The organism is Streptomyces sp. NPDC007025, from assembly GCF_042869455.1.
GTDB lineage: Bacteria > Actinomycetota > Actinomycetes > Streptomycetales > Streptomycetaceae > Streptomyces.
This window is the reverse complement of the sequence record NZ_JBIAFT010000016.1, coordinates 26,314-52,757: the sequence shown is the minus strand read 5'-3', so window position 1 is coordinate 52,757 and position 26,444 is coordinate 26,314. Positions and strand designations below refer to the sequence as shown.

The following is a 26,444-nucleotide window of genomic DNA, read 5'->3' as shown; positions in this document are numbered from 1 at the left end:
GCGCCCGGACCCCGGGCGCGCCAGACCGCCCGCCCCGGCCCGCCGCCGCGCCGGTACCCGGTCAACACGACAGGAGCATCGACACTCGTGACCGACACCCCGCAGTCCGCATCCGAACCCGCCGACGACGCGCTCAAGGCCGAGCTGCTCGCCCTCGCGCAGGAGGCCGCCGCCCGCGCTGGCACCCTGCTGCGCGACGGCCGCCCGGCCGACCTGGGCGTCGCGGCGACCAAGACCAGCCCCATCGACGTGGTCACCGAGATGGACCTGGCCTCCGAGCGGCTGATCACCGGATTCCTGGCCGAGCACCGTCCGCAGGACGGCTTCCTCGGCGAGGAGGGCGCCGTCAGCGAGGGCACCTCCGGTGTCCGCTGGGTCATCGACCCCGTCGACGGCACCGTCAACTACCTCTACGGACGTCCCGACTGGGCCGTCTCGATCGCCGCCGAGTACCACGGCGAGCGGGTCGTGGGAGTGGTGGCGGCACCGGTACGCGGTGAGACCTGGCAGGCGGTCAGCGGGCAGGGCGCCTACCTGGACGGGCGGCGCCTGCGGTGCCGCCCGTCCCCGCCGCTGGACCAGGCGCTGATCGGCACCGGCTTCGGCTACATCAGGGAGCGGCGGGTGGCCCAGGCCGCCGTCGCCCAGGGGCTGGTGCCGCGGGTGCGCGACATCCGCCGCGGTGGCTCGGCCGCCATCGACCTGTGCGATGTCGCCACCGGGCGGCTGGACGGTTTCTACGAGCGCGGCCTCAACCCGTGGGATCTGGCCGCGGGGGATCTCGTCGCGCGGGAGGCCGGTGCCCGCACGGGCGGTCGTCCGGGGCTGCCCGCGGACGGTGATCTCACCGTCGCGGCCTCGCCGGGGGTCTTCGAGGTCCTCCAGCCGCTGCTGGAGGAATTGGGCGCCTGGCACGACCAGCCGATCGGCGTGGCGGGCGCGGAGCAATAGCCGGGAACGGCGATGCGGCCCTCCGGGCCGGAGGGCCGCATCGCCGGAAGCGGGCTCGGAAGGGCCGTCAGGCGACCTGTACGCCGTGCTCGGCGGCCAGCCGGCGGAGGTCCTCCAACTCCGACTGCTCGACGTCCACGAGGAAGTCGTCGCCGGATTCACGTGCGCGGTGCAGGTCGGACTCGGTGGTCCGTATACGCTGCAGGATGCCTGCGGTGAATGCGTCCATGGTGTGCCCCCTCGTCGCGGGTCGGTGGCACGGGGTGTGCCGAGGGAAGTGGTGCGTGCCCGATCACGGCGTGGTCCCCGGACTGCGTCGGAGGTGCGTCGTGGCACCCTGCGCACAGGGCGTGATCGTGGATGGTGCTCAGGTCCTCCCCAACCGGAACCTCAGAGAAACCTCAACCGCCCGGAAAAAGTGCCGGCGGCTCGTGCCGGAGTCCGCGCCCGGTTTCCCACCCCTGCTCTTACCGCCGATTTACCGGGGTCCGGGGCACGATGGGGAGCACGATCCCCCATCCGTATCCAGGGAAGGAACAGCGCCGTGCGCGTACTCGTCGTCGAGGACGAGCAACTGCTCGCCGATGCCGTGGCGACGGGCCTCCGCAGAGAGGCCATGGCCGTCGATGTGGTCTACGACGGAGCGGCGGCGCAGGAGCGCGTCGACATCAACGACTACGACGTCGTCGTACTCGACCGGGACCTGCCGCTGGTGCACGGGGACGACGTCTGCCGGCGGATCGTGGAGCTGGGGCTGCCCACCCGGGTGCTGATGCTCACCGCATCCGGGGACGTCAGCGACCGGGTCGAGGGCTTGGAGCTGGGCGCGGACGACTACCTGCCCAAGCCCTTCGCCTTCTCCGAGCTGACAGCCCGCGTCCGGGCGCTGGGGCGGCGCACCACCACGGCCCTCCCGCCGGTGCTGGAGCGGGCCGGTATCCGGCTGGACCCGGGGCGTCGCGAGGTCTCCCGGGACGGCCGGGAGATCCAGCTGGCACCCAAGGAGTTCGCGGTGCTGGAGGTGCTGATGCGGGGCGAGGGCAGCGTGGTCTCCGCCGAGCAACTCCTGGAGAAGGCGTGGGACGAGAACACCGACCCGTTCACCAATGTGGTGCGTGTGACGGTGATGACGCTGCGCCGCAAGCTCGGTGAGCCGCCGGTGATCGTCACCGTGCCGGGCGCGGGGTACCGGATCTGACGTCGATGGCACCCTCCACTTCTCCCGAATCCCCGGGTTCACCCGCTTCCCGGGGCGCCCCCGGCCCCTCCGGCCCGGAGGGGAGCGGCCGCCCCGGCAGCGCCCCGCCGCGGACGCCCCCCAAACCGAGCTGGGACCCGCGCGAGACGCCCCGTTCCTCGCCCCTGCTGCGCCCCACCATCCGGATACGGCTCACGCTGCTGTACGGCGGGATGTTCCTGATCGCCGGGATGCTGCTGCTGACGATCATCTATCTGCTGGCGGCGCAGGCGCTGGACGACGCCAGCCATGTCTCGTTCCGCATCCTCAACGGGGAGGTCCAGCCGACCTCGGACTGCCAGGGGCTGACCGGAACCCTCCCCAGTGACGTGTTCATGCAACGACTGTCGGAGTGCGCGGAGGCGCAGCGCAGGATGGCGCTGGACGGGCTGCTGCGCCGCTCCCTGCTCGCGCTGCTCGGACTCGCCGTGGCCGCGTTCGCCTTCGGCTACGTGATGGCGGGCCGGGTGCTCGCGCCGCTGGGCCGCATCACCCGCACCGCGCGCCAGGTGGCGGGCTCGGATTTGCACAAGCGGATCGAGCTGGAGGGCCCGGACGACGAGCTGAAGGAGCTGTCGGACACCTTCGACGACATGCTCGACCGGCTGGAGCGCGCCTTCACCGCGCAGCAGCGCTTCGTGGGCAACGCCTCGCACGAGTTGCGCACCCCGCTGGCGATCAACCGCACGCTGCTGGAGGTGCAGCTCGCCGATCCGGGCGCCTCGCCGGAGCTGCAGCAGCTTGCCAAGACGCTGCTGGCCACCAACGAGCGCAGCGAGCAGCTCGTGGAGGGGCTGCTGCTGCTCGCCCGGAGCGAGAACGAGCTGGTCGACCGCAAGCCGGTGGACCTGGCCGAGGTGGCCTCGCAGGCGGTCGAGCAGACGCGCGGAGAGGCCGAGACCAAGGGCGTCGAGTTGCGCGGAGTACGGCAGCCCACATATGTACAGGGCAACGGGGTACTCCTGGAGCGCGTCGCACTGAACCTGGTGCAGAATGCCGTGCGCTACAACCTGCGTGCGGGCGGATGGGTCTCGGTCAGTACGGAGGCCCAGCCGGGGCAGGCGGTGCTCAGCGTCGAGAACACCGGACCCGTGGTCCCGGCCTACGAGGTGGACAACCTCTTCGAGCCGTTCCGGCGTCTCCGTACGGAGCGGACGGGCAGCGACAAGGGAGTCGGGCTCGGGTTGTCGATCGTGCGCTCGGTCGCGCGGGCGCACGGCGGTGCGGTCTCGGCCGTGCCGCGCGAGGACGGCGGCCTGGTGATGCGGGTGACGCTGCCGCTGTGAGCGGCGGCCGAGGCCGCAGAACTTCGCGGAAAGGGCGAAGGACATGGAGGTGACGAAAAGTGACCGAAAACACCCCGGTGTAGTCGGCAACTCGTTCGCTATATGCGGAATCGAAGACACTTCTCGCTGCCTGCGGCCGGGTTGTGATCGATCACACATGCGAATTCTCGGGTGGTCCCGGACCGGGGTCGCCGAACGGGAAGAAAACCCGGAAAATCCAGGTTTCCGCAGGTGGAGATCGTGGGCAGTACCCCGGATGGCCGGTGCGGACTGTGTGCGGAGCACCGCCGGGGACCGTCTATGGTCCTCCTCGACATCCGACATGATCACCTCTTCAGGGGTGCCGTTGGGTGTCGATTGAGTAACAGACCTTGATGTGAGGCAAAATCTCCGCCTCGGGTCGGGCACAAGTCCGGCCTCTCACGCGTTACGTGCGCTGGAGACACCACAGACACCCAGAGGGGGAGAGCGACATGGCTACGGATTACGACACTCCACGCAAGACCGACGACGAAGTCAACGAAGACAGCATCGAGGAGCTGAAGGCCCGGCGGAACGACAAGTCCGCGTCCAACGTGGACGTGGACGAGTTCGAGCAGGCCGAGGGCCTCGAGCTGCCCGGAGCGGACCTCTCCAACGAGGAGCTGTCCGTCCGGGTGCTGCCCCGCCAGGCGGACGAGTTCACCTGCATGAGCTGCTTCCTGGTGCACCACCGTTCCCAGCTCGCCGCGGAGAAGAACGGTCAGCCCATCTGCCGCGACTGCGCGGCCTGAGCAGCGGACCGACTGCCGTGGCAGTCGAAGGCGCACGTGACGACGAGCGAGGCCCTCATGACCGGTCGGCCTCGCTCGTACCGTTCGAGCGCGGTGCCGAGGGCACCGCGCCGCACGCGGACGGCCCGGTGCCGTCCGCGCCGCCCCGCGGGACAGCGTCCGCCCCCGCACCGAGGTCCGGCGGCGCCGCACGGCGGATCCGGGCGCGTACACAGATGTACGTACGCGCGGTCACCGAGCGCGTCATCGACCTCGCCCCGCGGGTGCCGGTACGGGACCTGACGACCCTCCGCAGCCAGTTCCCCGGACTGAGCACCGAGGAGCTGGCCGACCGGCTGGTGGCCGGAGCCACCCGGAGCGCGGCCGCCGTGGGAGCGGGAGTCGGCGGCGCCGCGATGCTGCCGGTGCCCCCGGCCCTGCCCGCCGAGCTGACCGCCGAGATCGTCGGCGTCGCCGGTGTCGAGCTGAAACTGATCGCCGAGCTGCACGAGGTCTACGGCCGCCGAGCGCCCGGCAACGCCCGCGAACGGGCCGCGGCCTGTCTGAGTGCCTGGGCCTCCGAGCGCGGCATGGAACTCACCCGCCCCGCCACCCTGAGCACGGCCATGAACGGGGAGCTGCGCCGCAGGCTGCGGCAGCAGATCACGAAGCGCGCCCTGCGCACCCTGCCGAACCTCGCGCCGTTCCTGATCGGAGCCGCCGCCGGCGCCGTGCTGAACCGCAGGGACACCGCACGGCTCGCCGAGCGCGTCCGCGCCGATCTGCGCGCCGGCGCGACCGGCCCGCACCGCGGCTGACCGGGCCGCCGGACCCCGGGCTGAACGGCCCACCCGGCTAGGAGACGGCCGACTCGCGGGCTGCCCCCAGCGCCTCCACCAGCCGCTGCGGATGCCGGGTGGAGAGGTACACGTACGGCGTCGGGTCCTGCGGATCGGTCACCTCGACCCGCACCGCGGTGGGGACGTAGCCGCGCAGCACCATGTGCGCCCGCGTGTCGGCCTTGTACGTACGCCAGGCGCGTGCCTGGGCCGCGTCCAGCGCCTCGGCCTCCCCGAGCGCCGACACCGGAATCCGTGCGTCCCCGGCGATCAGCGAGTCCGCCACCACTCGCACCCGGACGCTGCCGTAGCTGCTCACACACACGGCTGCCAGCGCGCCGCCCCCCACCAGGCCGCACAGCAGCGGCAGCGGACCGAAGGGGAAGAGCATCAGCGCGCAGGCCACCCCGATTCCGGCGGCGATCAGCCACCAGGACCGGGGAGCGGTGAGGCGCTCGTCGTGGAGCGCGGCCGGGGCAACCATGTGTCCAGCTTGGCACGGCGCCCCCCGGCGCCCCGCACGGCGGTAAGGTCTGCACCCGTGAGTGCAGCCAATCCCCCCAGTTCCCCGAAGACCTCGCTGGTGCCGCCGCCGGACGCCGTACCGCCGGTGCGCCACCCCGAGGCTCCCGAGCCCGGTGCGCCGCTCGGTGCCCACTACGACATGTGCTTCGGCTGCGGCGGCGGGCAGCCGCACGGCCTGCACCTGGCGGCGCGGGCCGGGGAGGGCGTCAGCGTCACCGCCGAGTTCACCGTCAAGCCCGCCCACCAGGGAGCGCCCGGCCTCGCCCATGGCGGCGTGCTGACCACCGCGCTGGACGAGACCCTGGGCTCGTTGGGCTGGCTGATGCACGTGATCGCCGTGACCGGACGGCTGGAGACGGACTTCCTGCGCCCGGTCCCGGTGGACACCCTCCTGTATCTGGAGGCCCGCGCGACCGCGGTGCACGGGCGCAAGATCTACTCGACGGCCACCGGCCGGATCGGCGGTCCGGAGGGGCCGGTGGCCGTGCGCGCGGACGCCGTCTTCATAGAGGTGAAGGTCGAGCATTTCGTCGAGAACGGCCGCGAGGAGGAGATCCACGCGGCCATGGACGACCCCGACCAGGTCAGGCGCGCGCGTGCCTTCGAGGTGAACCCATGAGCAACCGTGTCGAGATCCTGCTGCGGCGGACCGACCCCGAGGTGCCCATGCCCTCTTACCAGCATCCGGGGGACGCCGGTTGCGATCTGGTGACCACCGAGGGCGCGGAACTGGCCCCCGGGGAGCGGGCGGTCCTGCCGACGGGAATCTCGCTCGCCCTCCCGGACGGCTACGCGGCCTTCGTCCACCCGCGCTCGGGCCTCGCGGCCCGCTGCGGCGTCTCGCTGGTGAATGCACCGGGAACGGTCGATGCCGGGTACCGTGGGGAGATCAAGGTGATTGTGGCCAATCTCGATCCACGCGAGACCGTGCGGTTCGAGCGGTTCGACCGTATCGCCCAACTCGTCGTCCAGCAGGTGGAGAAGGTGCGGTTCCGCGAGGTCGAGGAGCTGCCCGACTCGGTGCGCGCCGCGGGCGGCTTCGGCTCCACGGGCGGCCACGCGGCGGACCGTCCGGCCCGGTCGGCGCCCGCCGACGCGTCGGGCGTCACCCTGCAGACAGCCGCACAGCAGAAGGATTACGTTGCGGTCGGTGCCGATCGAGCTTCCGACCTGAGAGGACAGTGACGTGTTCGGACGTCGTCGCAAGAAGAGCGAAGAGCCCAAGGGCACCTCGGACGAGTTCGAGACGGAACAGGAAGGCGAGGACGAGCCGCAGGACGGCGCGGACGCCGAAGCCGGCACGACCGGAGAGAGCCGGGTCAAGCTGCCTCCGGCGCCCCGCCCGGACGGTCCCTGGGACATCGACGAGGTCACCGAGCCCGACTCCGGCAGGGTCGACCTGGGCGGCCTGTTCATCCCCGGCGTCGAGGGCATGGAGCTGCGGGTCGAGGTCGCGGGTGACGCGATCGTCGCGGCGACCGTCGTGCTGCAGGACAGCGCCGTCCAGCTCCAGGCGTTCGCGGCGCCCAAGCGCGAGGGCATCTGGGACGAGGTGCGGGAGGAGATCGCCTCCGGCATCACCCAGCAGGGCGGCGTCATCGACGAGGCCGAGGGGCCCCTGGGCTGGGAGCTGCGGGCGCAGGTGCCGGTGCAGCTGCCGGACGGGACGGGCGGCGTGCAGGTCGTCCGGTTCGTCGGGGTGGACGGACCGCGGTGGTTCCTGCGCGGGGTGATCTCCGGCCAGGGCGCGGTCCAGCCCGAGGCGGCGGGTGTGCTGGAGCAGATCTTCCGGGACACGGTCGTGGTGCGCGGCGAGGGACCGATGGCGCCGCGCGACCCCATCGTCCTGAAGCTGCCCGAGGACGCGCAGATGGTGCCGGACGGAGTGCAGCAGGAGACGGTGGAGGAGGGCTCCCGGTTCGCGGGCGGCCTCGACAAGCTCCAGCGCGGCCCGGAGATCTCCGAGGTGCGCTAGCGCAACGTGCTGCTGCGAAGGCCGGGTCCGACGGGCCCGGCCTTCGTCGTGTGCGCGCGGCGGCGCGTAAGGGCCGCGTCAAGGACGTATGAGCCCCGTCAAGAGCGTCCCGGGACGTGTATGAGGGACGTCAACGGCAGGGGCGTACGCCCCCGGCGGGGGTTTTCTGGGTGGGTCAGCACAACCTACCCACCAGGAGCACACGATGGCCGATCTGGCCTTCGCCGCCACCACCGTCGCGGTCTTCGCACTGCTGTCGCTCGTCGCCAGCGGGATGGACCGGCTGTGAGCGCCGGGAACGCCGAGAACATCGCGGGGCTCGTGGTGGCCCTGGCGCTGCTGGGCTACCTCGTCTGCGCCCTGCTCTTCCCGGACAGGTTCTGAGCGCCGATGAGTACACCACTCGCCGCGGTGCTCCAGATGGTGGCGCTCGTCGGAGCGCTCGCGCTGGTGCACCGGCCGTTCGGCGACTACATGGCCGCCGTCTACCGCTCCGACCGGCATCTGCGCGTCGAGCGGCTTCTCCACCGCTGTGTCGGCACCGACCCGGACGCCGGGATGCGCGCACCCGCCTACATCCGCGCGGTGCTGGCCTTCTCCGCCGCCGGAGTGCTCTTCCTCTACGCCCTGCAGCGGCTCCAGGACAGGCTGCCGCTGTCCCTCGGATTCCGCGCACTCGACCCGGACCAGGCGTTCAACACCGCCGCCTCCTTCGTCACCAACACCAACTGGCAGTCCTACGCGGGCGAGTCCGCCATGGGCCATCTGGTGCAGCTGACCGGGCTGGCGGTGCAGAACTTCGTCTCGGCCGCCGTGGGGATGGCCGTCGCCATCGCCCTCATCCGCGGCTTCGCCCGGTCGCGCACCGGGGAACTGGGCAACTTCTGGACCGACATGGTGCGCGGAGTGGTGCGCATCCTGCTGCCGGTCGCGTTCCTCGGCGCGCTCGCCCTGGTGGCGACCGGCGTGGTGCAGAACCTCGCCGGGATGCACGAGGTGCAGACCCTCTCCGGGGCCACCCAGCACATCCCGGGCGGCCCCGTCGCCTCCCAGGAGGCCATCAAGGAACTGGGCACCAACGGCGGCGGCTTCTTCAACGCCAACTCCGCACATCCCTTCGAGAACCCGAACGGCTTCAGCAACCTGCTGGAGGTCTTCCTGCTCCTCGTCATCCCGTTCTCCCTGACCCGCACGTTCGGCACCATGGTCGGCGACGTGCGCCAGGGGTACGCGGTCCTCGCCGCGATGGGCGTCATCTGGCTGGCCGGCGTCGCGGCGATCACCGCCGCCGAGTACGCGCACCATGGCACAGCGGCCCAGCTCGCCGGCGGCGCCACCGAGGGCAAGGAACAGCGCTTCGGAGCCGGCGCGTCCGCGCTGTTCGCCGCCTCCACGACGATGACCTCGACCGGCGCCGTCAACTCCTTCCACGACTCCTACACCGCCTTCGGCGGGGGAGTGGCGCTGCTGGGCATGATGCTCGGCGAGATCGCACCGGGCGGGGTCGGCTCCGGGCTGTACGGCATGCTGATCATGGCCGTGATCGCCGTCTTCCTCGCCGGGCTGATGGTCGGCCGCACGCCCGAGTACCTGGGCAAGAAGATCGGCACCCGGGAGATCAAGTACGCGGCCTGCTATCTGCTGAGCACTCCCGCTCTGGTGCTGGGCGGCACCGCGCTCGCCATGGCGCTGCCCGACGGCGAGCGGGCGATGACCAACATCGGCGCGCACGGCTTCAGCGAAGTGCTGTACGCCTACACCTCGGCCGCCAACAACAACGGCAGCGCCTTCGCCGGATTCGGCGCGGACACGCCGTTCTTCAACACCACGCTGGGCCTGTGCATGCTGCTCGGCCGGTTCCTGCCGATGGTGTGCGTCCTGGCGCTGGCCGGTTCGCTGGCCCGGCAGGCGCCGGTGCCCGTCACGGCAGGCACCCTGCGCACCGAAAAGCCGCTCTTCTCCGGCTTGCTGATCGGCTCCGTGCTGATCGTCACCGGACTCACCTTCTTCCCGGCCCTGGCTCTGGGGCCGCTCGCGGAGGGACTCTCCTGATGAGCACGACAACAGCGGTCCGCACTCCGCGGCCGGATGACACCCAGAATCCGGCCGCGGGCCGGCACTCTCCCGGCCGGTCCCCGGGCGGCGGGCCGTTCGCCCCGCGGCACCTGGCCCGGTCGCTGCCGGCCGCCGTGCGCAAGCTCGATCCGCGGTGCATGGCCGCGTCGCCGGTGATGTTCGTGGTCGAGGTGGGTTCGGTCGTCACCACCTGCCTCGCCGTCGCCCACCCCGGGGACTGGTTCGGCTGGGTGATCACGGCCTGGCTGTGGCTGACCGTCCTGTTCGCCAACCTCGCCGAGGCGGTGGCCGAGGGGCGCGGCAAGGCACAGGCCGACACCCTGCGCCGGGCCAGGACCGAGAGCGTGGCCCGACGGCTGACCGGACCGGACGACGCCCGGGAGACCGCCGTGCCCGGCACCGGACTGCGGGTCGGCGACCTCGTGGTCTGCGAGGCGGGTGACCTGATACCCGGGGACGGCGATGTCGTGGAGGGGGTGGCCACCGTCGACGAGTCCGCGATCACCGGCGAATCGGCCCCCGTCATCCGGGAGTCCGGCGGCGACCGGTGCGCCGTCACCGGCGGCACCAAGGTGCTCTCCGACCGTATCGTCGTACGGATCACCACCGAGCCCGGGCGAACCTTCATCGACCGGATGATCTCACTGGTGGAGGGCGCCGCCCGGCAGAAGACGCCCAACGAGATCGCCCTCAACATCCTGCTGGCAGCCCTCACGGTCGTCTTCCTCCTCGCCGTCGTCACCCTCCAGCCGTTCGCCGACCACGCCGGGGCCGAACAGTCCCTGACCGTGCTCGCGGCGCTGCTCGTCTGCCTCATCCCCACCACCATCGGGGCGCTGCTCTCCGCCATCGGCATCGCCGGGATGGACCGGCTGGTGCAGCGCAACGTGCTGGCCACCTCCGGGCGGGCCGTGGAAGCGGCCGGGGACGTGACGACGCTGCTGCTCGACAAGACCGGCACCATCACGCTGGGCGACCGCAGGGCCGTGGCCTTCGTCCCGGCAGCGGGCATCCCGGCGCAGGAGCTGGCGGAGGCGGCCCGGCTCGGCTCGCTCGCCGACGAGACACCCGAGGGCCGCTCCGTGGTCGCCCTGGCCGCCGGAGAGCACCCGCCGGACGGCGGCACGGCAGCCCAGGCGACGCCGGAGGGCGCCACCTGGGTGCCGTTCACCGCGCAGTCCCGGATGTCCGGCGTCGACGTCGGCGCCCCCGACGGCACCGGCGTGCGGCTGCGGGTGCGCAAAGGCGCCGCCGCGGCGGTGTCCGGCTGGATCGAGGAGCGGGGCGGCCGGGTCGGCGCGGAGGTCGACAGCGCCGTGCGGGCCATCTCCGAGGCGGGTGGCACCCCCCTGGTGGTCGCCGTCGAGGACGCGGCCGGTGCCCGGGCGCTCGGCGTCATCCACCTCAAGGACATCGTCAAGGACGGCATCGCCGAGCGTTTCGCCGAACTGCGCCGGATGGGCATCAGAACCGTCATGATCACCGGGGACAACCCGCTGACCGCCGAGGCCGTCGCCGCCGAGGCCGGCGTCGACGACCATCTCGCGGAAGCCACGCCCGAGGACAAGATGGCGCTCATCGAACGCGAACAGGCCGGCGGCCGGCTCGTCGCCATGACCGGTGACGGCACCAACGACGCCCCGGCGCTGGCCCGTGCCGACGTGGGCGTCGCCATGAACACCGGCACCTCCGCCGCCAAGGAGGCGGGGAACATGGTGGACCTGGACTCGGACCCCACCAAGCTCATCGAGATCGTGGAGATCGGCAAACAACTGCTGATCACCCGAGGCGCGCTGACCACCTTCTCGATCGCCAACGACGTCGCGAAGTACTTCGCGATCATCCCCGCGATGTTCGCCGCCGCCTACCCCGGACTGGAGACCCTCGACATCATGCGGCTGACCTCGCCGCAGTCGGCGATCCTCTCCGCCGTGGTGTTCAACGCGCTGATCATCGTCGCCCTGGTGCCGCTCGCCCTGCGCGGGGTGCGCTACCGGCCGCTGAGCGCCGACCGGCTGCTGCGCCGCAACCTGGCCGTCTACGGGGTCGGCGGGCTCGTCGCACCGTTCCTCGGCATCAAACTGATCGACCTGCTGCTGACCGCGCTTCCCGGAGTGAGCTGAGCGAGATGAACACAGCTGTACGCAACGCCGCCCGGCTCGGCTGGGCCGCCGGCCGTGCCCTGCTCGCACTGACGGTCCTGTGCGGGATCCTCTACCCGCTGGCGGTGACCGGTGTGGCCCAGGCGGCCTTCCCCGAGAAGGCGAACGGCTCCCCGGTGCGGGTGGCCGGCGAGGAGGTCGGCTCGACCCTGATCGGCCAGCAGTGGCGCGGCCGGAAGTGGTTCCACGGCCGCCCCTCGCACTCCGGCTACGACCCGCGCGCCACCGGGTCCGGTCAGCTGGGTGCGAGCGACCCGCGGCTGGTCGCGTCCGTACGGGAGTCCCGACGCAAGGTCGCCGAGCTGAACGGGGTGCCGCCCGCAGCCGTGCCCCCCGACGCGGTGACCGGCTCCGGATCGGCCCTCGACCCGCACATCTCCCCCCGGTACGCGAAGATCCAGAGCGCGCGGGTCGCCAGGGCCAACGGGCTGCCCGCGGAGGCGGTGCGTGCTCTGGTGACCGCGCACACGGAGGGCCGCGGCGCCGGATTCCTGGGCGAGGAGCACGTGAACGTGCTGAAGCTCAACGTGGCCCTGCGCGCCGCGGCAGCGTCCCGCTGACCGCGGGGCTCCGAGGGAGCCCGCGCCCCGGCCTCCCCGCCGCGCGGGCTCCCGCACCCGGCCCGTCCCGGCCCCGGGCGGCGGGCCGGGAGGGACGCCGACCGCCGCCCGGGCACCCGGCGACCGCCCGGGCGATTCATACGGAACCCTGACGCCCGGCCCCGCCCGCGCCGCATGACCAGGGCCGGAAAGCGGTGACAATGGGGGCATGGTGTCCGGAACGCAGCAGCAGCGGTGGCGGGGGCGGCTGCGGGTCTTCCTCGGCGCGGCGCCCGGCGTCGGCAAGACCTACGCCGTGCTCTCCGAAGCGCACCGCCGGGTAGAGCGGGGCACCGACGTGGTGGTCGGATTCGTCGAGCACCACGACCGCCCGCGGACCGAGGCGCTGCTGCACGGGCTGGAGCAGGTGCCGCGCCGCGGGACCACGCACCGCGGCGCGGACCTCACCGAGATGGACACCGACGCGGTGCTCGCCCGCCGCCCCGCGGTGGCCGTCGTGGACGAGCTGGCCCACACCAACGTGCCCGGCTCCCGGAACGCCAAGCGCTGGCAGGACGTCGAGGAACTGCTCGCCGCCGGGATCGACGTCGTCTCCACCGTCAACATCCAGCACCTGGAGTCGCTCGGCGACGTGGTGGAGTCCATCACCGGCGTGCGGCAGCGCGAGACCGTGCCCGACGAAGTGGTGCGGCGCGCCGACCAGATCGAACTGGTCGACATGTCCCCCCAGGCGCTGCGCCGCCGGATGGCGCACGGCAACGTCTACGCCCCGGACAAGGTCGACGCGGCGCTGTCCAACTACTTCCGGCCCGGCAACCTGACGGCCCTGCGCGAACTGGCCCTGCTGTGGACTGCCGACCGGGTCGACGAGTACCTCCAGCAGTACCGTTCCGAGCACCGCATACGCACCACCTGGCAGGCCCGCGAGCGGATCGTCGTCGGGCTCACCGGCGGGCCCGAGGGCCGCACCCTGATCCGCCGCGCCGCCCGGATGGCGGCCAAGGGCTCGGGCAGCGAGATCCTGGCCGTCCACATCTCCCACGCCGACGGCCTCACCTCCGCCTCCCCGCAGGAACTCGCCGTCCAGCGCACCCTCGTGGAGGACCTCGGCGGCACCTACCACCACGTCATCGGCGACGACATCCCCCAGGCCCTGCTGGAGTTCGCGCGGGGCCACAACGCCACCCAGATCGTGCTCGGCTCCTCGCGCCGCAGGACCTGGCAGTACGTCTTCGGGCCCGGGGTCGGCGCCACCGTCGCCCGGGACTCGGGACCGGACCTGGACGTGCACATCGTCACCCACGAGGAGGTCGCCCGGGGGCGCGGGCTGCCCGGCACCCGGGCCGCCCGGCTGGGCACGGCGCGCGTCGTCGCCGGCTGGCTGACCGCGTTCGGGGCTCCCGTGCTGCTGACGCTCCTGATGCTGGCCACCGAGCCGGGCATCGGCTTCGCCAACGACGTGCTGCTCTTCCTGGTGCTCACAGTCACCGCCGGACTGGTGGGTGGACTGCTGCCCGCGCTGGCCTCCGCCGCGGTCTGCTCGGCGCTGCTGAACTACTTCTTCACCGAGCCCGTCCGCACCTGGACCATCAGCGACGGCCGCAACGTCGTCTCGTTGGCCGTCTTCTTCGCCGTCGCCGTGGCCGTCGCCTCGGTGGTGGACCTGGCAGCCCGGCGCACCCAGCAGGCGGCCAGGCTGCGCGCCGAGTCGGAGATCCTCTCCGCGCTGGCGGGCAGCGTGCTGCGCGGCGAGACCCCGCACGCGGGCGGCGGCCCGGGCAGCGGGCCCAGTCTGGAGGCGCTCCTGGAGCGGGTCCGGGAGACCTTCGCCATGGACGGTGTCGCCCTGCTGGAGCGCACCGCCGAGCGGGCCGCCTGGACCTGCGCGGGCAGCGTCGGCACCACCGGCTCCGGCAAGCGGCTGGCCGCACCGGAGGACGGCGAGACGGACATGCCGGTGGGGGACAGCATGATGCTGGTCCTCTCCGGACGGGTGCTGCCCGCCGAGGACCGCAGGGTGCTCGCCGCGTTCGCCGCGCAGGCCGCCGGGGTGCTCGACCGGCAGCGGCTGCTGGGCGAGGCCGAGCAGGCCCGCGAGCTGGCCGAGGGCAACCGGATCCGCACCGCGCTGCTGGCCGCCGTCTCGCACGACCTGCGCACCCCGCTGGCCGCCATCAAGGCGTCCGTTTCCTCGCTGCGCTCCGACGACGTGCAGTGGTCGGCGGAGGACGAGGCGGAGCTGCTGGGGGCGATCGAGGAGGGCGCGGACAAGCTCGACAACCTGGTCGGCAATCTGCTGGACATGTCCCGGCTGCACACCGGCACCGTCCGGCCGCACATCAAGGACATCAGCCTGGAGGAGGTCGTGCCCAAGGCGCTGGGCGGCGTGCCCGAGGGCAGCGTGCGGCTCGCCGTCGCCGAGGCGCTGCCGCTGGTCGCCGTCGACCCGGGGCTGCTGGAGCGCACCGTCGCCAACCTGGTGGAGAACGCGGTCAAGTACAGCCCGGAGGGGAAGAAGGTGCTGGTGCGCGCGAGCGCGCTGGCCGACCGGGTCGAGCTGCGCTGCACCGACCGCGGCCCCGGGGTGCCCGACAGCGACAAGGACCGCATCTTCGAGCCCTTCCAGCGCTACGGCGACGCACCCGGCGGAGCCGGGGTCGGCCTCGGTCTTGCCGTCGCCCGCGGCTTCGCCGAGGCGATGGGCGGCACGCTGGAGGCCGAGGACACCCCCGGGGGTGGCATGACCATGGTGCTCACCCTGCGCGCGGCGCACGGCCGTGGCCCCGCGCCCCGCCGGCTGCCGGCCCGTACCGGCAGACCGCAGCTCCAGTCGCAGCGCTCCGGCGCCTGAGCGGCACAACGGAACCGAGAGGAACAAGAATGCACCGGGTGCTCGTGGTCGACGACGAACCCCAGATCGTCCGCGCCCTCGTGATCAACCTCAAGGCGCGCAAGTACGAGGTGGACGCCGCGCACGACGGCGCGACAGCGCTGCGCCTGGCAGCCGACCGGCACCCCGACGCCGTCGTCCTGGACCTGGGCCTGCCCGACATGGACGGCGTGGACGTCATCCACGGCATCCGCGGCTGGACCCGGGTGCCGATCCTGGTGCTCTCCGCCCGGCAGACCTCCGACGAGAAGGTGGAGGCGCTGGATGCGGGAGCCGACGACTACGTCACCAAGCCGTTCGGCATGGACGAGCTGCTGGCCCGGCTGCGCGCCGCCGTCCGGCGCGCGGAGCCCCCGGCCGGGATGCCGGAGGGGACCGGGGTCATCGAGACCCGGACCTTCACCGTCGACCTGGCGGCGAAGAAGGTGCACCGCGACGGCGGCGACGTACGGCTCACCCCGACCGAGTGGCACCTGCTGGAGGTGCTGGTCCGCAGCCCTGGCCGGCTGGTGAGCCAGAAGCAGCTGCTCAGGGAGGTCTGGGGCCCCTCCTACGGCACCGAGACCAACTACCTGCGGGTCTACATGGCCCAGCTCCGCCGCAAACTGGAGGCCGACCCCTCGCACCCCCGGCACTTCGTGACCGAGGCCGGCATGGGCTACCGCTTCGAGACGTGAGCACACGGAGCCGGCGCCCCGGTACGCGGCGGTGCCGGCGGGCGGGGGAGACACACCGCCGTCCGGCGGTACCCTGGCGGTTATGACTGGCGCCACCCGAGAGCAGCGGGGCACGGGAAGCGGGCGGTTCCGACGGTTCCTGGAACGGCTCTCCTCCTCGGAGGAGGACCTGCGCTCGGCCGAACTGCGTGAGGAAGCCGAGGACACCGGCTGTGCCCGTATCTCCGAATGCTCCGACCGCGAGATGGTGCGGGTAACCGGTACGCTGCGCACCGTGACACTGCGGCCGCGCGCCGGAGTGCCCACCCTGGAGGCCGAGCTGTTCGACGGGTCGGCCTCGCTGGACGTCGTCTGGCTGGGCCGCCGCTCCATCGCGGGGATCGAGCCGGGCCGCAAGCTGATCGCCTGGGGGCGGATCACCGTCAACCACGGCCGTCCCGTCATGTTCAACCCGAAGTACGAGCTGCGACCCCTCGGACAGGAGTAGCGGGTGACCCTTCCCGACAAGCGGACCGAAGCGCAGGAGCCGGACGACCGGCCGGCCGGCGGGACCGGCTCGCAGGCCCCGGAGGAGAACGGATCGCAGGCCGTCACGGAAGCGGCTCTGTTCGAGGCGTTCGGCGGGGTGCGGGGCCTGGTCGAGACGACGGTGCCCGGCCTGGTGTTCATCGCGATGTACACGGTGAACAAGGACATCCACACCGCCGCGATCACAGCGCTGGTGCTCTCCGGTGTGATGGTCGTCTTCCGGCTGCTGCGCAAGGACACCGTCAAGCACGCCTTCAGCGGGATCTTCGGCGTCGGCTTCGGCGTGCTCTTCGCGATGATGACGGGCAACGCCAAGGACTTCTACCTGCCGGGCATGCTCTACACGCTCGGCCTGGCCCTGGCATACCTCGTCACCGCCATGGCAGGTGTGCCGCTGCTCGGCCTGGTGCTCGGACCGGTGTTCAAGGAGAACCTCTCCTGGCGCAAGCGCAACCCCGGCCGCAAGAAGGCGTACACCAAGGCGAGTTACGCCTGGGGATTCATCCTGCTCGGCAAGTCGGCCGTGCTCTTCCCGCTCTACTTCTGGGGCGAGACCACCCAGTTCGGCTGGGTCACGGTCATCCTGAAGATCCCGCCGTTCCTGCTGGCCGTCTACCTCACCTGGATCTTCCTGGCGAAGGCGCCGCCGCCGATCAACGTCATCGCCGAGCTGGAGGCCGAGGAGGAAGCGGCCAAGGCCGAGAAGGCAGCTGCGCAGGCCGCCACGGCGGAGGCGGGCACGACCGGCCGGCACCGCCGCTGAACCGGGCCGGCGCCGCCGTCGACGCGCACATGCCCGCCCCGCGCTCCGGCTGAACGGGCCAACCGGACCGCCTGCCGCACCGTCCTCGCCGCCGCGGGGAAGGATCTCCGCGACGCGCACGGCGACACGGAGGCGAGGCCCCATGGACGACCTCACCCGGCGGCCCGGGCCGCCCACGGACGGAGCGGCCCCGCACAGGGCGCGCAGGACGGTGCTGCGGACCGCCCTGGCGACCGCCGTGGCGCTCGGCACGGGCACCCTCTCCGCGTGCGGCTCCGACGGAGGCGAGGGGGACGCGTCCCCGTTCACCGGCGAGCAGCACAAGGGCGGCCGGGTGCTGGCGGTGAAGGTCGACAACGTGGCCGCGGCCCGGCCGCAGAACGGGCTCGACCACGCCGACATCGTCTACACCGAGCAGGTCGAGGCCGGTCTCAGCCGTATCCTGGCCGTCTTCGCCTCCGACCTCCCCGCCACCGTCGGCCCGGTGCGCAGCGCTCGCGAATCCGACATCGAACTGCTGCGCCAGTTCGGCGAGCCGGCCCTGGCCTTCTCCGGCGTGCAGAGCAAGCTCCTGCCGACCCTGGAGGCGGCACCGCTGCGGCTGCTGCCGCCCGGGGAGCTGACCGACGGCTACGAACGCGACCCGGGCCGCCGCGTCCCCCACAACCTCTATCTCAAGGCGCGCCGCGCCGAGCGGGCCGCCGACGGCGCCTCCGCGCCCCGGGACATCGGCTACCGCTTCGGTTCCGCACCCGGCGGCGGCCGGCCCACCGACCGGCACACCGTCCGCTACCCCGGGGCCCGCTTCACCTTCACCTGGTCCGCCGACCGCGGCGGCTGGCTGGTGGCGATGGACGGGTCCCCGGCACGTGCCCGCGGTGGCCCGCGTCTCGCCCCCGCCACCGTCGTGATCCAGTACGTGACCGTGCGCCCGTCCCGCTTCCACGACAGTTCCGGCAGCGTCACCCCCTACACCGAGACCGTCGGCTCCGGCGATGCCCTGGTGCTGCGGGACGGCACGGGGTACGAAGCACACTGGTCGCGCCCCTCGGCGGGCGGCGGCACCGCCTTCACCCTGGCGGACGGCGGAGACCGGCTGCCCTTCGCGCGCGGCCAGGTGTGGGTCGCGCTGGTGAAGAAGAGCTGACCGCGGCGCTCCCGGCCGTGCCGAGCCGACGCGGGGGCCTCCTCCGCGTCAGTCGTGGTCGCGGCCCCGGCGAGCGGGCCGGGATCGAGCGGGCCCGCTCGTCACCGCAGCGTGGTCACCCGCGGGCCGAGAGCAACTCCTCGAGCTGCTCCTCGCGTGCGGGAGCGGCCACGAAGAGGAGCTCGTCGCCCACCTCCAGCACGTCGTCCGGATCCGGCGTCAGCACCCGGGAGCCGCGGATGATCGTCACCAGCGCGGTGTCCTCCGGCCAGCTCACATCACCCACGCGGGTGCCCGCCAGCGTGGACTCCGGGGGCAACGTGAGCTCCACGAGGTTCGCGTCGCCCTGCGAGAAGCGCAGCAGCCGCACCAGGTCGCCGACGCTGACGGCCTCCTCCACCAGAGCCGACATCAGGCGCGGAGTCGAGACGGCGACGTCCACGCCCCACGACTCGTTGAACAGCCACTCGTTCTTCGGGTTGTTGACCCGGGCCACCACCCGGGGCACCCCGTACTCCGTCTTGGCCAACAGCGAGACCACCAGGTTGACCTTGTCGTCACCCGTTGCGGCGATCACCACATGGCAGCGCTCCAACGCCGCCTCGTCCAGCGAGGTGATCTCGCACGCGTCCGCCAGCAGCCACTCCGCCTGGGGAACCCGCTCCACGGAGATGGCTGTCGGCGCCTTGTCGACGAGCAGGACCTCGTGCCCGTTCTCCAACAGCTCGCCCGCGACGGAGCGGCCCACCGCGCCCGCCCCGGCAATCGCCACTCTCATGCGTTCCCCTGGTTCGCTTCTCCGCCTGTCCGGCGGAGTGCGTGCGTCCTGCTCCGGCGCGGCTCGGCAGCCGCCCGTGTGCCGTTCACGACTCCGGCCCCACGGCGAAGACTTCCTCTACTTTCGCGACCTCGTCGCAGCGCATCATCACATGCACCAGGTCGCCCTCCTGCAGCACCGTCTGGGACGTCGGCAGTATGGCCTCGCCCAGCCGGGTGAGGAAAGCGATGCGCACTCCCGCCTCCTCCTGGAGCCGGCTGACCCGCTCGCCGACCCACGCCGCGGAGGTGTGCACTTCGGCGAGCTGCACGGCACCGCTCGGGTCCCGCCACAGCGGCTCCGAGCCGGACGGCAGCAGCCGGCGCAGCATCTGGTCGGCCGTCCAGCGCACGGTCGCGACGGTGGGGATGCCGAGGCGCTGGTAGACCTCCGCGCGCCGCGGGTCGTAGATCCGCGCGGCCACGTGCTTTGTGCCGAACATCTCACGTGCCACCCGGGCCGCGATGATGTTGGAGTTGTCGCCGCTGCTGACCGCGGCGAACGCTCCCGCCTCCTCTATACCGGCCTCGCGCAGGGTGTCCTGGTCGAAGCCGATCCCCGTGACGCGGCGTCCGCCGAACCCCGAGCCGAGGCGCCGGAACGCGGTGGGGTCCCGGTCGATGACCGCGACCGTGTGGCCCTGTCGCTCCAGGGTCTGCGCGAGCTCTGCTCCCACTCGCCCGCAGCCCATGATCACAATGTGCAACGCCCGTCCCTTCGTCCCGTACAGCGGGCCGTCTCAGCATCGCACGACTGACCGCATACGATCCTCTGCGTGTCCAGGATGACCGACGTACCGAAACGACTTCTCCTCGGGAGGGCGCTGCGCAGCGACAGGCTCGCCGAGACGCTCCTTCCCAAACGTCTCGCCCTCCCCGTCTTCGCCTCCGACCCGCTGTCCTCGGTGGCGTACGCGCCGGGCGAGGTGCTGCTGGTCCTGTCGGTTGCGGGGGCCTCCGCCTACAGTTTCAGCCCGTGGATCGCGGTGGCGGTCGTCGTGCTGATGTTCACGGTGGTGGCCTCCTACCGGCAGAACGTCCGGGCGTATCCGAGCGGGGGCGGGGACTATGAAGTCGCGACCACGAACCTGGGCCGCAGGGCGGGGCTGACCGTCGCCAGCGCGCTGCTGGTCGACTACGTGCTCACCGTGGCGGTCTCGATCGCCTCGGGGGTCGAGAACCTCGGCTCGGCCATCCCGTTCGTCGTCGAGCACAAGACGTTCTGCGCCGTCGCCGTGATCGTGCTGCTGACGCTGATGAACCTGCGGGGCGTGCGCGAGTCCGGCAAGCTGTTCGCCGTACCGACCTACTGCTTCGTCGCGGGCGTCTTCGGGCTGCTCGCGTGGGGGGTGGTGCGCGGAGTCATCCTGGGCGACGAGATGCGCGCCCCCACCGCCGACTACGAGATCCACACCGAGCAGTCCGGCCTGGGCGCGTTCGCGCTGGCCTTCCTGCTGTTGCGGGCCTTCTCCTCCGGCTGCGCGGCGCTCACCGGCGTCGAGGCGATCAGCAACGGGGTGCCCGCCTTCCGCAAGCCCAAGTCGAAGAACGCCGCGACCACCCTTGCCCTGATGGGCGTGCTGGCGGTCACCATGTTCTGCGGCATCATCGCGCTGGCGCTGGCCACCAGGGTGCGGATGGCGGAGAACCCGGCCAAGGACCTGTTGATCGACGGCCACCCGGCGGGCGCCGACTACACCCAGAACCCCGTCATCTCCCAGGTGGCAGCCGCGGTCTTCGGCGACGGCACGCTCCCCTTCGTCTACCTGGCCGCGGCCACCGCGCTGGTACTGTTCCTGGCCGCCAACACCGCCTACAACGGCTTCCCGCTGCTGGGCTCCATCCTGGCGCAGGACCGCTACCTGCCGCGGCAGTTGCACACCCGCGGCGACCGGCTCACCTTCTCCAACGGCATCGTGCTGCTGGCGGGCGCGGCGGTGATACTCGTGGTGGTCTACGGGGCCGACTCCACCCGCCTGATCCAGCTCTACATCGTGGGCGTGTTCGTCTCCTTCACCCTCAGCCAGATCGGCATGGTCCGGCACTGGAACCGGCTGCTCGGCACGGAGACCGACTCCGCGCGTCGGCACCGCATGCACCGCTCCCGCGCCATCAACACCTTCGGGGCCTTCTTCACCGGGCTGGTGCTCGTGGTGGTGCTGGTGACGAAGTTCTCCCACGGTGCCTGGGTCTCCCTGGTCGGCATGGGACTCTTCTACGCCGTGATGACCGCCATCCGCCGGCACTACGACGGAGTGTCCGAGGAACTGGCGGCCGAGGACCCCACCGAGGCGAAAACGCGCCCCTCGCGGGTGCACTCCTTCGTGCTGGTATCCAAGATCCACAAGCCCACGCTGCGCGCCCTGCGCTACGCCAAGCTGCTGCGCGCGGACACCCTCGAAGCCGTCACCGTCAACATGGACCAGGACGAGACGGAGCAGCTCCGCAGGGAGTGGGAGGAGAGCGGCATCGACATCCCGCTCACCATCCTCGACTCGCCCTACCGGGAGATCTCGCGCCCCGTCATCGACTACGTGAAGCGGCTGCGCCAGGAGCAGCCCCGCGACGTGGTGAGCGTCTTCATCCCGGAGTACGTGGTCGGCCACTGGTACGAGCACCTGCTGCACAATCAGAGCGCGCTGCGGCTCAAGGGCCGGCTGCTGTTCACACCCGGCGTCATGGTCACCTCGGTGCCCTACCAGCTGGAGTCCTCCGAGCTGGCCAAGAAGCGGGCCAGGCGGCGGGAGCAGTGGAACGCGCCCGGCTCGGTGCGCCGCGGTCCGGTCATCCAGCCGCGGAAGTCCCAGAAGGACGGCGGCAAGGGCGGCAAAGGCGGCAAGGGCCCCGGAAACGGGTCCGGACCGGCGGGGAGCCTGACCCGGCAGCGCGGGAAGTAGACTCGGCGGCTGCGGCCCGGGCGGTCCCTCCCACCGGGCCGGACCCGCATCCCGCCGCACGGTGGCCCCGGTTCCCCCGGGCCGGTCGCCGCCCAGCCGTTCTTCAGCCCTCAGCCTTTCCAGCCGTTTGGAGTCACCCCCCGATGCCCGAAGCCAGCGCGTCCGAAGAGCTCGCCCCCTCCCTGGTGGGGGAGGAGTACGAGGTCGAGGTCGGCCCGGTGGCGCACGGCGGTCACTGCGTCGCCCGTACCGGCGGCGGCCAGGTGCTCTTCGTCCGGCACACGCTGCCCGGCGAGCGGGTCGTCGCCCGGGTGACCGAGGGCCGCACCGACTCGCGCTTCCTGCGGGCCGACGCCGTGGACATCCTGGAGCCCGCCAAGGACCGCGTCGAGGCACCCTGCCCGTTCTCGGGCCCCGGGCGCTGCGGCGGCTGCGACTGGCAGCACGTCAAGCCCGGCGCGCAGCGACGCCTCAAGGCCGACGTGCTCACCGAACAGCTCCAGCGGCTCGCCGGTCTCACCCCCGAGGACGTCTCCTGGGACGGCACGGTCGAGCCCGCACCCGGCGACAAGGTCGCCCCCGGCGAGGTCCCGGCCTGGCGCACCCGCATGCGCTACACCATCGACGCGGAGGGCCGCGCCGGACTGCTCAAGCACCGCTCGCACGAGGTGCAGCGCATCGACCACTGCCTGATCGCCGCACCCGAGGTCGAGGAGCTCGGCATCGAGGAGCGCGAGTGGCCGCAGATCGCCACCGTCGACGCCATCGCCGCCACCGGTTCCGCCGACCGCCAGGTCGTCCTCACCCCCCGCCCCGGCGGCCGGCTGCCCCTCGTGGAGCTGAACCGCGAGGTCTCCGTCCTCCGGGTGGGCGAGAAGGACCGCGCCGTACACCGCGTGCACGGCCGCGACTTCGTCCGCGAGCGCGCCGACGGGCGGACCTGGCGCATCGGCGAGGGCGGCTTCTGGCAGGTCCACCCGCGCGCCGCCGAGGTCCTGGTGGACGCCGTGATGCGCGGCCTCACCCCCCGCAAGGGCGAGACGGCACTGGACCTGTACTGCGGCGTCGGCCTGTTCGCCGGAGCGCTGGCCGACCGCCTAGGCGAGAAGGGCGCGGTGCTCGGCATCGAGTCGGGCAAGCGGGCGGCGGCCGACGCCCGCAAGAACCTCGAGGACTTCCCCCGGGTACGCATCGAGCACGGCAAGGTCGACAAGGTCCTGCCGCGCACCGGCATCACCGAGGCCGACCTGGTCGTCCTCGACCCGCCCCGGACCGGCGCGGGCAAGCGCATCGTCGACCAGGTCACCGCACTCGGCCCGCGACGCATCGCCTACGTCGCCTGCGACCCGGCCGCCCTCGCCCGCGACCTCTCCTATTTCGCCACCGCCGGCTACCGCCCCCGCTTCCTGCGCGCCTTCGACCTGTTCCCGATGACGCACCACGTGGAGTGCGTGGCGATCCTGGAGCCGGCGGGGAAGGGCGCCTGAACTCGGGGTTCGCTGTCGGGTGGATCACTCGGCCTGTTCCCCTGCCCGCACGGTCAACGGCAGCGTGCGCGGCATGGGCCTTCTGGCGTCGGCGATCGAGCGACCCCGGACGAACGTGTTCGACGCCGAGCCGAATCCCACGCTGCACGAGAAGGCGGCGGCGCGCTGCACTCCGTCGTCCCTCGCCCGCACCGCCGCCCGGCTCGTACGGCTGCCGTAGGGCTGGCCGGTTCCACCGGTACGCGGCGTGTCGACGAGCGGTCCGGGTTTCACGGCCGACGCTCCCGTGCCGTCCTTCCCGGCTCCGGAGGAGGACTCATCCGCAGACGAACGTTGCGGACAGGCGCAGCCGCACGAGGTCTTCGGGGCCCTTCACCTCGGCGGAGGTGGTGCCGTGCTGTTGCGGACGACCATGCTCGTGGCCAGTTCGAGTCGCGTGGACACCGGCTCCTGGGCCCGTAGCCGCATCAGCATCTGGGTGGCCTCCTCCGCCATCCGGCGCAGCGGTTGGTGGACCGTGGTCAGAGCCGGGCTGGCCCAGCGGGCGATGGACACGTCGTCGTAGCCGACCACGGACAGGTCGTGGGGGACGCGCAGGCCTTGGACCCGGGCGGCTTCGAGCACGCCGAGTGCCTGGAGGTCGCTGCCGGCGAAGATCGCGGTGGGCGGCTGGGGCAGGGCCAGCATCTCGGCGGCGCGCTCGTATCCGCCCTCCACGTGGAAGTCGCCGAACATGATGAGTTCGGGGTCCACCTCCAGCCCTCCCATCGACATCGCCGAGCGGAAGCCGTCCAGGCGTGCCAGGGAGCAGAGCATGTCCTCGGGCCCGGTGACGATCCCGATGCGCCGGTGTCCCAACTCGATGAGGTGGCGGGTGGCAGCCAGGCCGCCGTTCCAGTTGGCGGAGCCGACCGAGGGCACGTCGGGGTCGGGGTCGCCCGCAGGATCGACGATGACGAACGGGATGGAACGCGCCCTGAGCTGTTGTTTCACTTCGTCGGGCAGGGTGGAGAGGACCAGGATGACGCCGAGCGGCCGACGTTGGAGCATCGCTTCCGTCCAGTCGGGGCCGGGCGCGTGGCGGGTTCCGCTCTCGGTGAGGACGACCCCGGCGTCGTGGACCTTGGCGATGTTCTCCACCCCCCGGATCAGCTCCATCGCCCAGATGCTCTCCAGCTCGTGGAAAACGATCTCGATGAGGGGTGCCTCGCCGGCGGACCGTGTGGTGCGTCGGTACGCGTAGGCCTCCAGCAGGTGTTCCACCTTCATACGGGTGGGGGCCGCCACATCCTGTCTCCCGTTGAGGACTTTCGAAACTGTCGAGATGGAGACGCCTGCCCGTTCGGCAACCTGCGCCAGAGTGATGCGGCCCGTCTCCTCGTCATCGCGCATGCCCAGGAGCATAGAGCACGGACCGAGCGCGGCCGGAAGGTAACGCTTGGATAACGCGATGACCGAGGGTTGACCCCCCAGAGGCCGGGTCCTAGCGTCCCGAGTCAAGAAGTTTCGGAATGTACTCCGAAACAGTTTCGAGAGGCGGGTCGATGAAGCAACGCGCACGGTTCTCCCGGACCGTTCTCGTCGGTGGTGCCGCGCTGGCCCTGGTGGTGTCCCTCTCCGGATGCGGAGGAGGCTCCGATGCGGCCGACGACGACGCCATCCACGTCCTGGTCTACGGGGACGCCGCGAACAAGGTCGAGAAAGAGCTCGTCGCCACCTTCAACAAGACGTCGGAGGTGAAGGTCGTCCTGGACACGATCCCGGGCGCCGACTATCAGGCGAAGCTGCAGACGATCATCAGGAGCAAGCAGGCGCCGGACGTCTTCTTCAACTGGGGCGGCGGCAGCATCAAGCCGTTCGTCGACGCTGGTCTGCTGCTCCCACTGGACCCCTTCATCGCCAAGGACCCCGACCTCAAGGCGAAGTTCCTGCCGTCGGTGTTCAACAGTGCCGTGGTCGACGGCAAGTCCTACGGGATCCCCATGCGCGGCACGCAGCCCGTGCTGCTGTTCAACAACGCCGAGGTCCTCAAGAAGGCGGGCGTCCGGCCCCCGAAGACGTGGGACGAGCTGTTGGAGGCGGTCGAGGCGCTGAAGGCCGACGGCGTCACCCCGATCGCACTGGGTGGCGGAGACCGCTGGCCGACCCTGATGTGGTTCGAGTACCTCTACGACCGCATCGCCGGCCCCGGGCTCTTCCAGAAGGCCCTGGACGGCGACAAGAAGGCCTGGGCGAGCCCGGACAGCCGCAAGGCACTGGGCAGGATCAGGGAACTGGTCGATGCCGGCGCCTTCGGCACCAACTACGACTCGGTCAAGTTCACCGACCAGGGCTCCCCGACGCTCCTGGCATCCGGCAAAGCCGGCTTCGAGCTGATGGGCTCCTGGGAGTACTCGACACAGCAGGACGCGCATCCCGAGTTCGCGAAGAGCGACCTCGGATACGGCGCCTTTCCCTCCGTCGAGGGAGGCAAGGGGAATCGGGACAATCTCGTCGGTAACACCAACAATTTCTACTCGGTGCTGAAGAAGACGAAACACCCGAAGGCCGTCGCCGAGTTTTTGAAGCTCATGTACTCGGACCAGTTCGTCAAGGCGCAGCTCGGTATCGGCAACCTGCCCACCACGACGAACACCGAACGGTTCCTGGACACCGCCGCCAGCCCGAAGTTCGCGAAGTTCCAGTACGACATGGTCAAGAACGCCCCGGCGTTCCAGCTCTCCTGGGACCAGGCCTACCCCCAGTCGGCGGCCACCGCGATGTACCGGGCCCTCCAGCAGTTCTTCAACGGCTCGACGGACGAGAACACCTTCATCGAGGCCATGCAGGCGCTGCCGACCTCGTGAGCGCATCCGAATCCGAACCCGGAACCCATG

At 71.7% G+C, this 26,444-nt stretch carries 26 protein-coding genes; 21 read left to right on the top strand and 5 right to left on the bottom strand.

Annotated features, from left to right (window positions below):
- The first annotated feature begins 87 nt into the window (after positions 1-87).
- On the top strand, positions 88-951 hold the full coding sequence (locus tag ACFYMO_RS27375) for an inositol monophosphatase family protein (RefSeq protein ID WP_366773719.1): 864 nt from the start codon (positions 88-90) through the stop codon (positions 949-951).
- A gap of 67 nt (positions 952-1,018) precedes the next feature.
- On the opposite strand, the gene ACFYMO_RS27370 is transcribed toward ACFYMO_RS27375, so the two are convergent.
- The gene (locus ACFYMO_RS27370; RefSeq protein WP_019359798.1) at positions 1,019-1,180 is read right to left on the bottom strand and encodes a hypothetical protein; all 162 of its coding nucleotides are present in this window, start codon (positions 1,178-1,180) and stop codon (positions 1,019-1,021) included.
- A 315-nt stretch (positions 1,181-1,495) separates the two neighbouring features.
- On the opposite strand from ACFYMO_RS27370, the gene ACFYMO_RS27365 reads away from it, so the two are divergent.
- From ACFYMO_RS27365 to ACFYMO_RS27350, 4 genes are all read left to right on the top strand, one after another.
- Positions 1,496-2,149: a response regulator transcription factor gene (locus ACFYMO_RS27365; RefSeq protein WP_019359799.1), complete on the top strand. Its 654-nt coding sequence runs from the start codon at positions 1,496-1,498 to the stop codon at positions 2,147-2,149.
- Between the two features lie 5 nt (positions 2,150-2,154).
- On the top strand, positions 2,155-3,474 hold the full coding sequence (locus ACFYMO_RS27360) for an ATP-binding protein (protein WP_366773720.1): 1,320 nt from the start codon (positions 2,155-2,157) through the stop codon (positions 3,472-3,474).
- Between the two features lie 473 nt (positions 3,475-3,947).
- Positions 3,948-4,247: a DUF4193 domain-containing protein gene (locus tag ACFYMO_RS27355; RefSeq protein WP_019359801.1), complete on the top strand. Its 300-nt coding sequence runs from the start codon at positions 3,948-3,950 to the stop codon at positions 4,245-4,247.
- 215 nt (positions 4,248-4,462) lie between these two features.
- The gene (locus ACFYMO_RS27350) at positions 4,463-5,044 is read left to right on the top strand and encodes a hypothetical protein (RefSeq protein ID WP_388549675.1); all 582 of its coding nucleotides are present in this window, start codon (positions 4,463-4,465) and stop codon (positions 5,042-5,044) included.
- A 37-nt stretch (positions 5,045-5,081) separates the two neighbouring features.
- On the opposite strand, the gene ACFYMO_RS27345 is transcribed toward ACFYMO_RS27350, so the two are convergent.
- Positions 5,082-5,549, bottom strand: coding sequence for a DUF3093 domain-containing protein (locus tag ACFYMO_RS27345; protein ID WP_388549672.1), 468 nt, complete (start codon positions 5,547-5,549; stop codon positions 5,082-5,084).
- A gap of 57 nt (positions 5,550-5,606) precedes the next feature.
- Between ACFYMO_RS27345 and ACFYMO_RS27340 the strand changes: the two genes are divergently transcribed.
- The 12 genes from ACFYMO_RS27340 to ACFYMO_RS27285 all read left to right on the top strand — a co-directional run bounded on the left by ACFYMO_RS27340 (position 5,607) and on the right by ACFYMO_RS27285 (position 18,368).
- Positions 5,607-6,209 (top strand): PaaI family thioesterase, encoded by a 603-nt coding sequence (locus tag ACFYMO_RS27340; protein WP_366773723.1) that lies wholly within the window; start codon positions 5,607-5,609, stop codon positions 6,207-6,209.
- A complete protein-coding gene (dut, locus tag ACFYMO_RS27335; protein WP_388549669.1) occupies positions 6,206-6,775 on the top strand; it encodes a dUTP diphosphatase in 570 nt (189 codons plus the stop codon). Before ACFYMO_RS27340 ends, dut begins: the two co-directional genes overlap by 4 nt.
- 1 nt (position 6,776) lies before the next feature.
- On the top strand, positions 6,777-7,565 hold the full coding sequence (locus tag ACFYMO_RS27330; RefSeq protein WP_366773725.1) for a DUF3710 domain-containing protein: 789 nt from the start codon (positions 6,777-6,779) through the stop codon (positions 7,563-7,565).
- 285 nt (positions 7,566-7,850) lie between these two features.
- Positions 7,851-7,949, top strand: a complete 99-nt coding sequence (kdpF, locus tag ACFYMO_RS27325; RefSeq protein WP_366773726.1) for a K(+)-transporting ATPase subunit F — start codon at positions 7,851-7,853, stop codon at positions 7,947-7,949.
- Between the two features lie 6 nt (positions 7,950-7,955).
- Positions 7,956-9,617, top strand: a complete 1,662-nt coding sequence (gene kdpA / locus ACFYMO_RS27320; RefSeq protein ID WP_366773727.1) for a potassium-transporting ATPase subunit KdpA — start codon at positions 7,956-7,958, stop codon at positions 9,615-9,617.
- A complete protein-coding gene (kdpB, locus tag ACFYMO_RS27315; RefSeq protein WP_388549664.1) occupies positions 9,617-11,764 on the top strand; it encodes a potassium-transporting ATPase subunit KdpB in 2,148 nt (715 codons plus the stop codon). The genes kdpA and kdpB overlap by 1 nt, the downstream gene beginning before the upstream one ends.
- 5 nt (positions 11,765-11,769) lie before the next feature.
- The gene (kdpC, locus tag ACFYMO_RS27310) at positions 11,770-12,363 is read left to right on the top strand and encodes a potassium-transporting ATPase subunit KdpC (protein ID WP_388549661.1); all 594 of its coding nucleotides are present in this window, start codon (positions 11,770-11,772) and stop codon (positions 12,361-12,363) included.
- Positions 12,364-12,571: 208 nt separating this feature from the next.
- The gene (locus tag ACFYMO_RS27305) at positions 12,572-15,214 is read left to right on the top strand and encodes an ATP-binding protein (RefSeq protein WP_388549658.1); all 2,643 of its coding nucleotides are present in this window, start codon (positions 12,572-12,574) and stop codon (positions 15,212-15,214) included.
- A 29-nt stretch (positions 15,215-15,243) separates the two neighbouring features.
- Positions 15,244-15,930 (top strand): response regulator, encoded by a 687-nt coding sequence (locus ACFYMO_RS27300; protein ID WP_366773731.1) that lies wholly within the window; start codon positions 15,244-15,246, stop codon positions 15,928-15,930.
- Positions 15,931-16,012: 82 nt separating this feature from the next.
- Entirely contained in the window at positions 16,013-16,417 is a 405-nt protein-coding gene (locus tag ACFYMO_RS27295) for an OB-fold nucleic acid binding domain-containing protein (protein ID WP_276477461.1), read from the top strand.
- Positions 16,418-16,420: 3 nt separating this feature from the next.
- Positions 16,421-17,221 (top strand): DUF3159 domain-containing protein, encoded by an 801-nt coding sequence (locus tag ACFYMO_RS27290; protein WP_276477460.1) that lies wholly within the window; start codon positions 16,421-16,423, stop codon positions 17,219-17,221.
- Between the two features lie 142 nt (positions 17,222-17,363).
- Complete coding sequence (locus tag ACFYMO_RS27285) at positions 17,364-18,368, top strand: DUF3048 domain-containing protein (RefSeq protein ID WP_366773732.1); 1,005 nt, start codon at positions 17,364-17,366, stop codon at positions 18,366-18,368.
- A gap of 115 nt (positions 18,369-18,483) precedes the next feature.
- Here ACFYMO_RS27285 and ACFYMO_RS27280 read toward each other — a convergent pair whose 3' ends face one another.
- Positions 18,484-19,146 (bottom strand): TrkA family potassium uptake protein, encoded by a 663-nt coding sequence (locus ACFYMO_RS27280; protein WP_366773733.1) that lies wholly within the window; start codon positions 19,144-19,146, stop codon positions 18,484-18,486.
- An 85-nt stretch (positions 19,147-19,231) separates the two neighbouring features.
- Positions 19,232-19,891: a TrkA family potassium uptake protein gene (locus ACFYMO_RS27275; RefSeq protein WP_075003329.1), complete on the bottom strand. Its 660-nt coding sequence runs from the start codon at positions 19,889-19,891 to the stop codon at positions 19,232-19,234.
- A 69-nt stretch (positions 19,892-19,960) separates the two neighbouring features.
- Between ACFYMO_RS27275 and ACFYMO_RS27270 the strand changes: the two genes are divergently transcribed.
- From ACFYMO_RS27270 to ACFYMO_RS27260, 3 genes are all read left to right on the top strand, one after another.
- Positions 19,961-22,081 (top strand): APC family permease, encoded by a 2,121-nt coding sequence (locus ACFYMO_RS27270; protein WP_366773734.1) that lies wholly within the window; start codon positions 19,961-19,963, stop codon positions 22,079-22,081.
- A gap of 143 nt (positions 22,082-22,224) precedes the next feature.
- Positions 22,225-23,568, top strand: coding sequence for a TRAM domain-containing protein (locus tag ACFYMO_RS27265; protein WP_366773735.1), 1,344 nt, complete (start codon positions 22,225-22,227; stop codon positions 23,566-23,568).
- Between the two features lie 73 nt (positions 23,569-23,641).
- Positions 23,642-23,788, top strand: a complete 147-nt coding sequence (locus ACFYMO_RS27260) for a hypothetical protein (protein WP_366773747.1) — start codon at positions 23,642-23,644, stop codon at positions 23,786-23,788.
- Positions 23,789-23,940: 152 nt separating this feature from the next.
- Here ACFYMO_RS27260 and ACFYMO_RS27255 read toward each other — a convergent pair whose 3' ends face one another.
- Entirely contained in the window at positions 23,941-24,972 is a 1,032-nt protein-coding gene (locus ACFYMO_RS27255; RefSeq protein WP_366773736.1) for a LacI family DNA-binding transcriptional regulator, read from the bottom strand.
- Positions 24,973-25,112: 140 nt separating this feature from the next.
- Between ACFYMO_RS27255 and ACFYMO_RS27250 the strand changes: the two genes are divergently transcribed.
- Positions 25,113-26,414 carry an extracellular solute-binding protein gene (locus ACFYMO_RS27250; RefSeq protein WP_366773737.1) on the top strand — a complete coding sequence of 434 codons (1,302 nt, stop codon included), beginning with the start codon at positions 25,113-25,115 and terminating at the stop codon, positions 26,412-26,414.
- Positions 26,415-26,444: the final 30 nt, after the last annotated feature.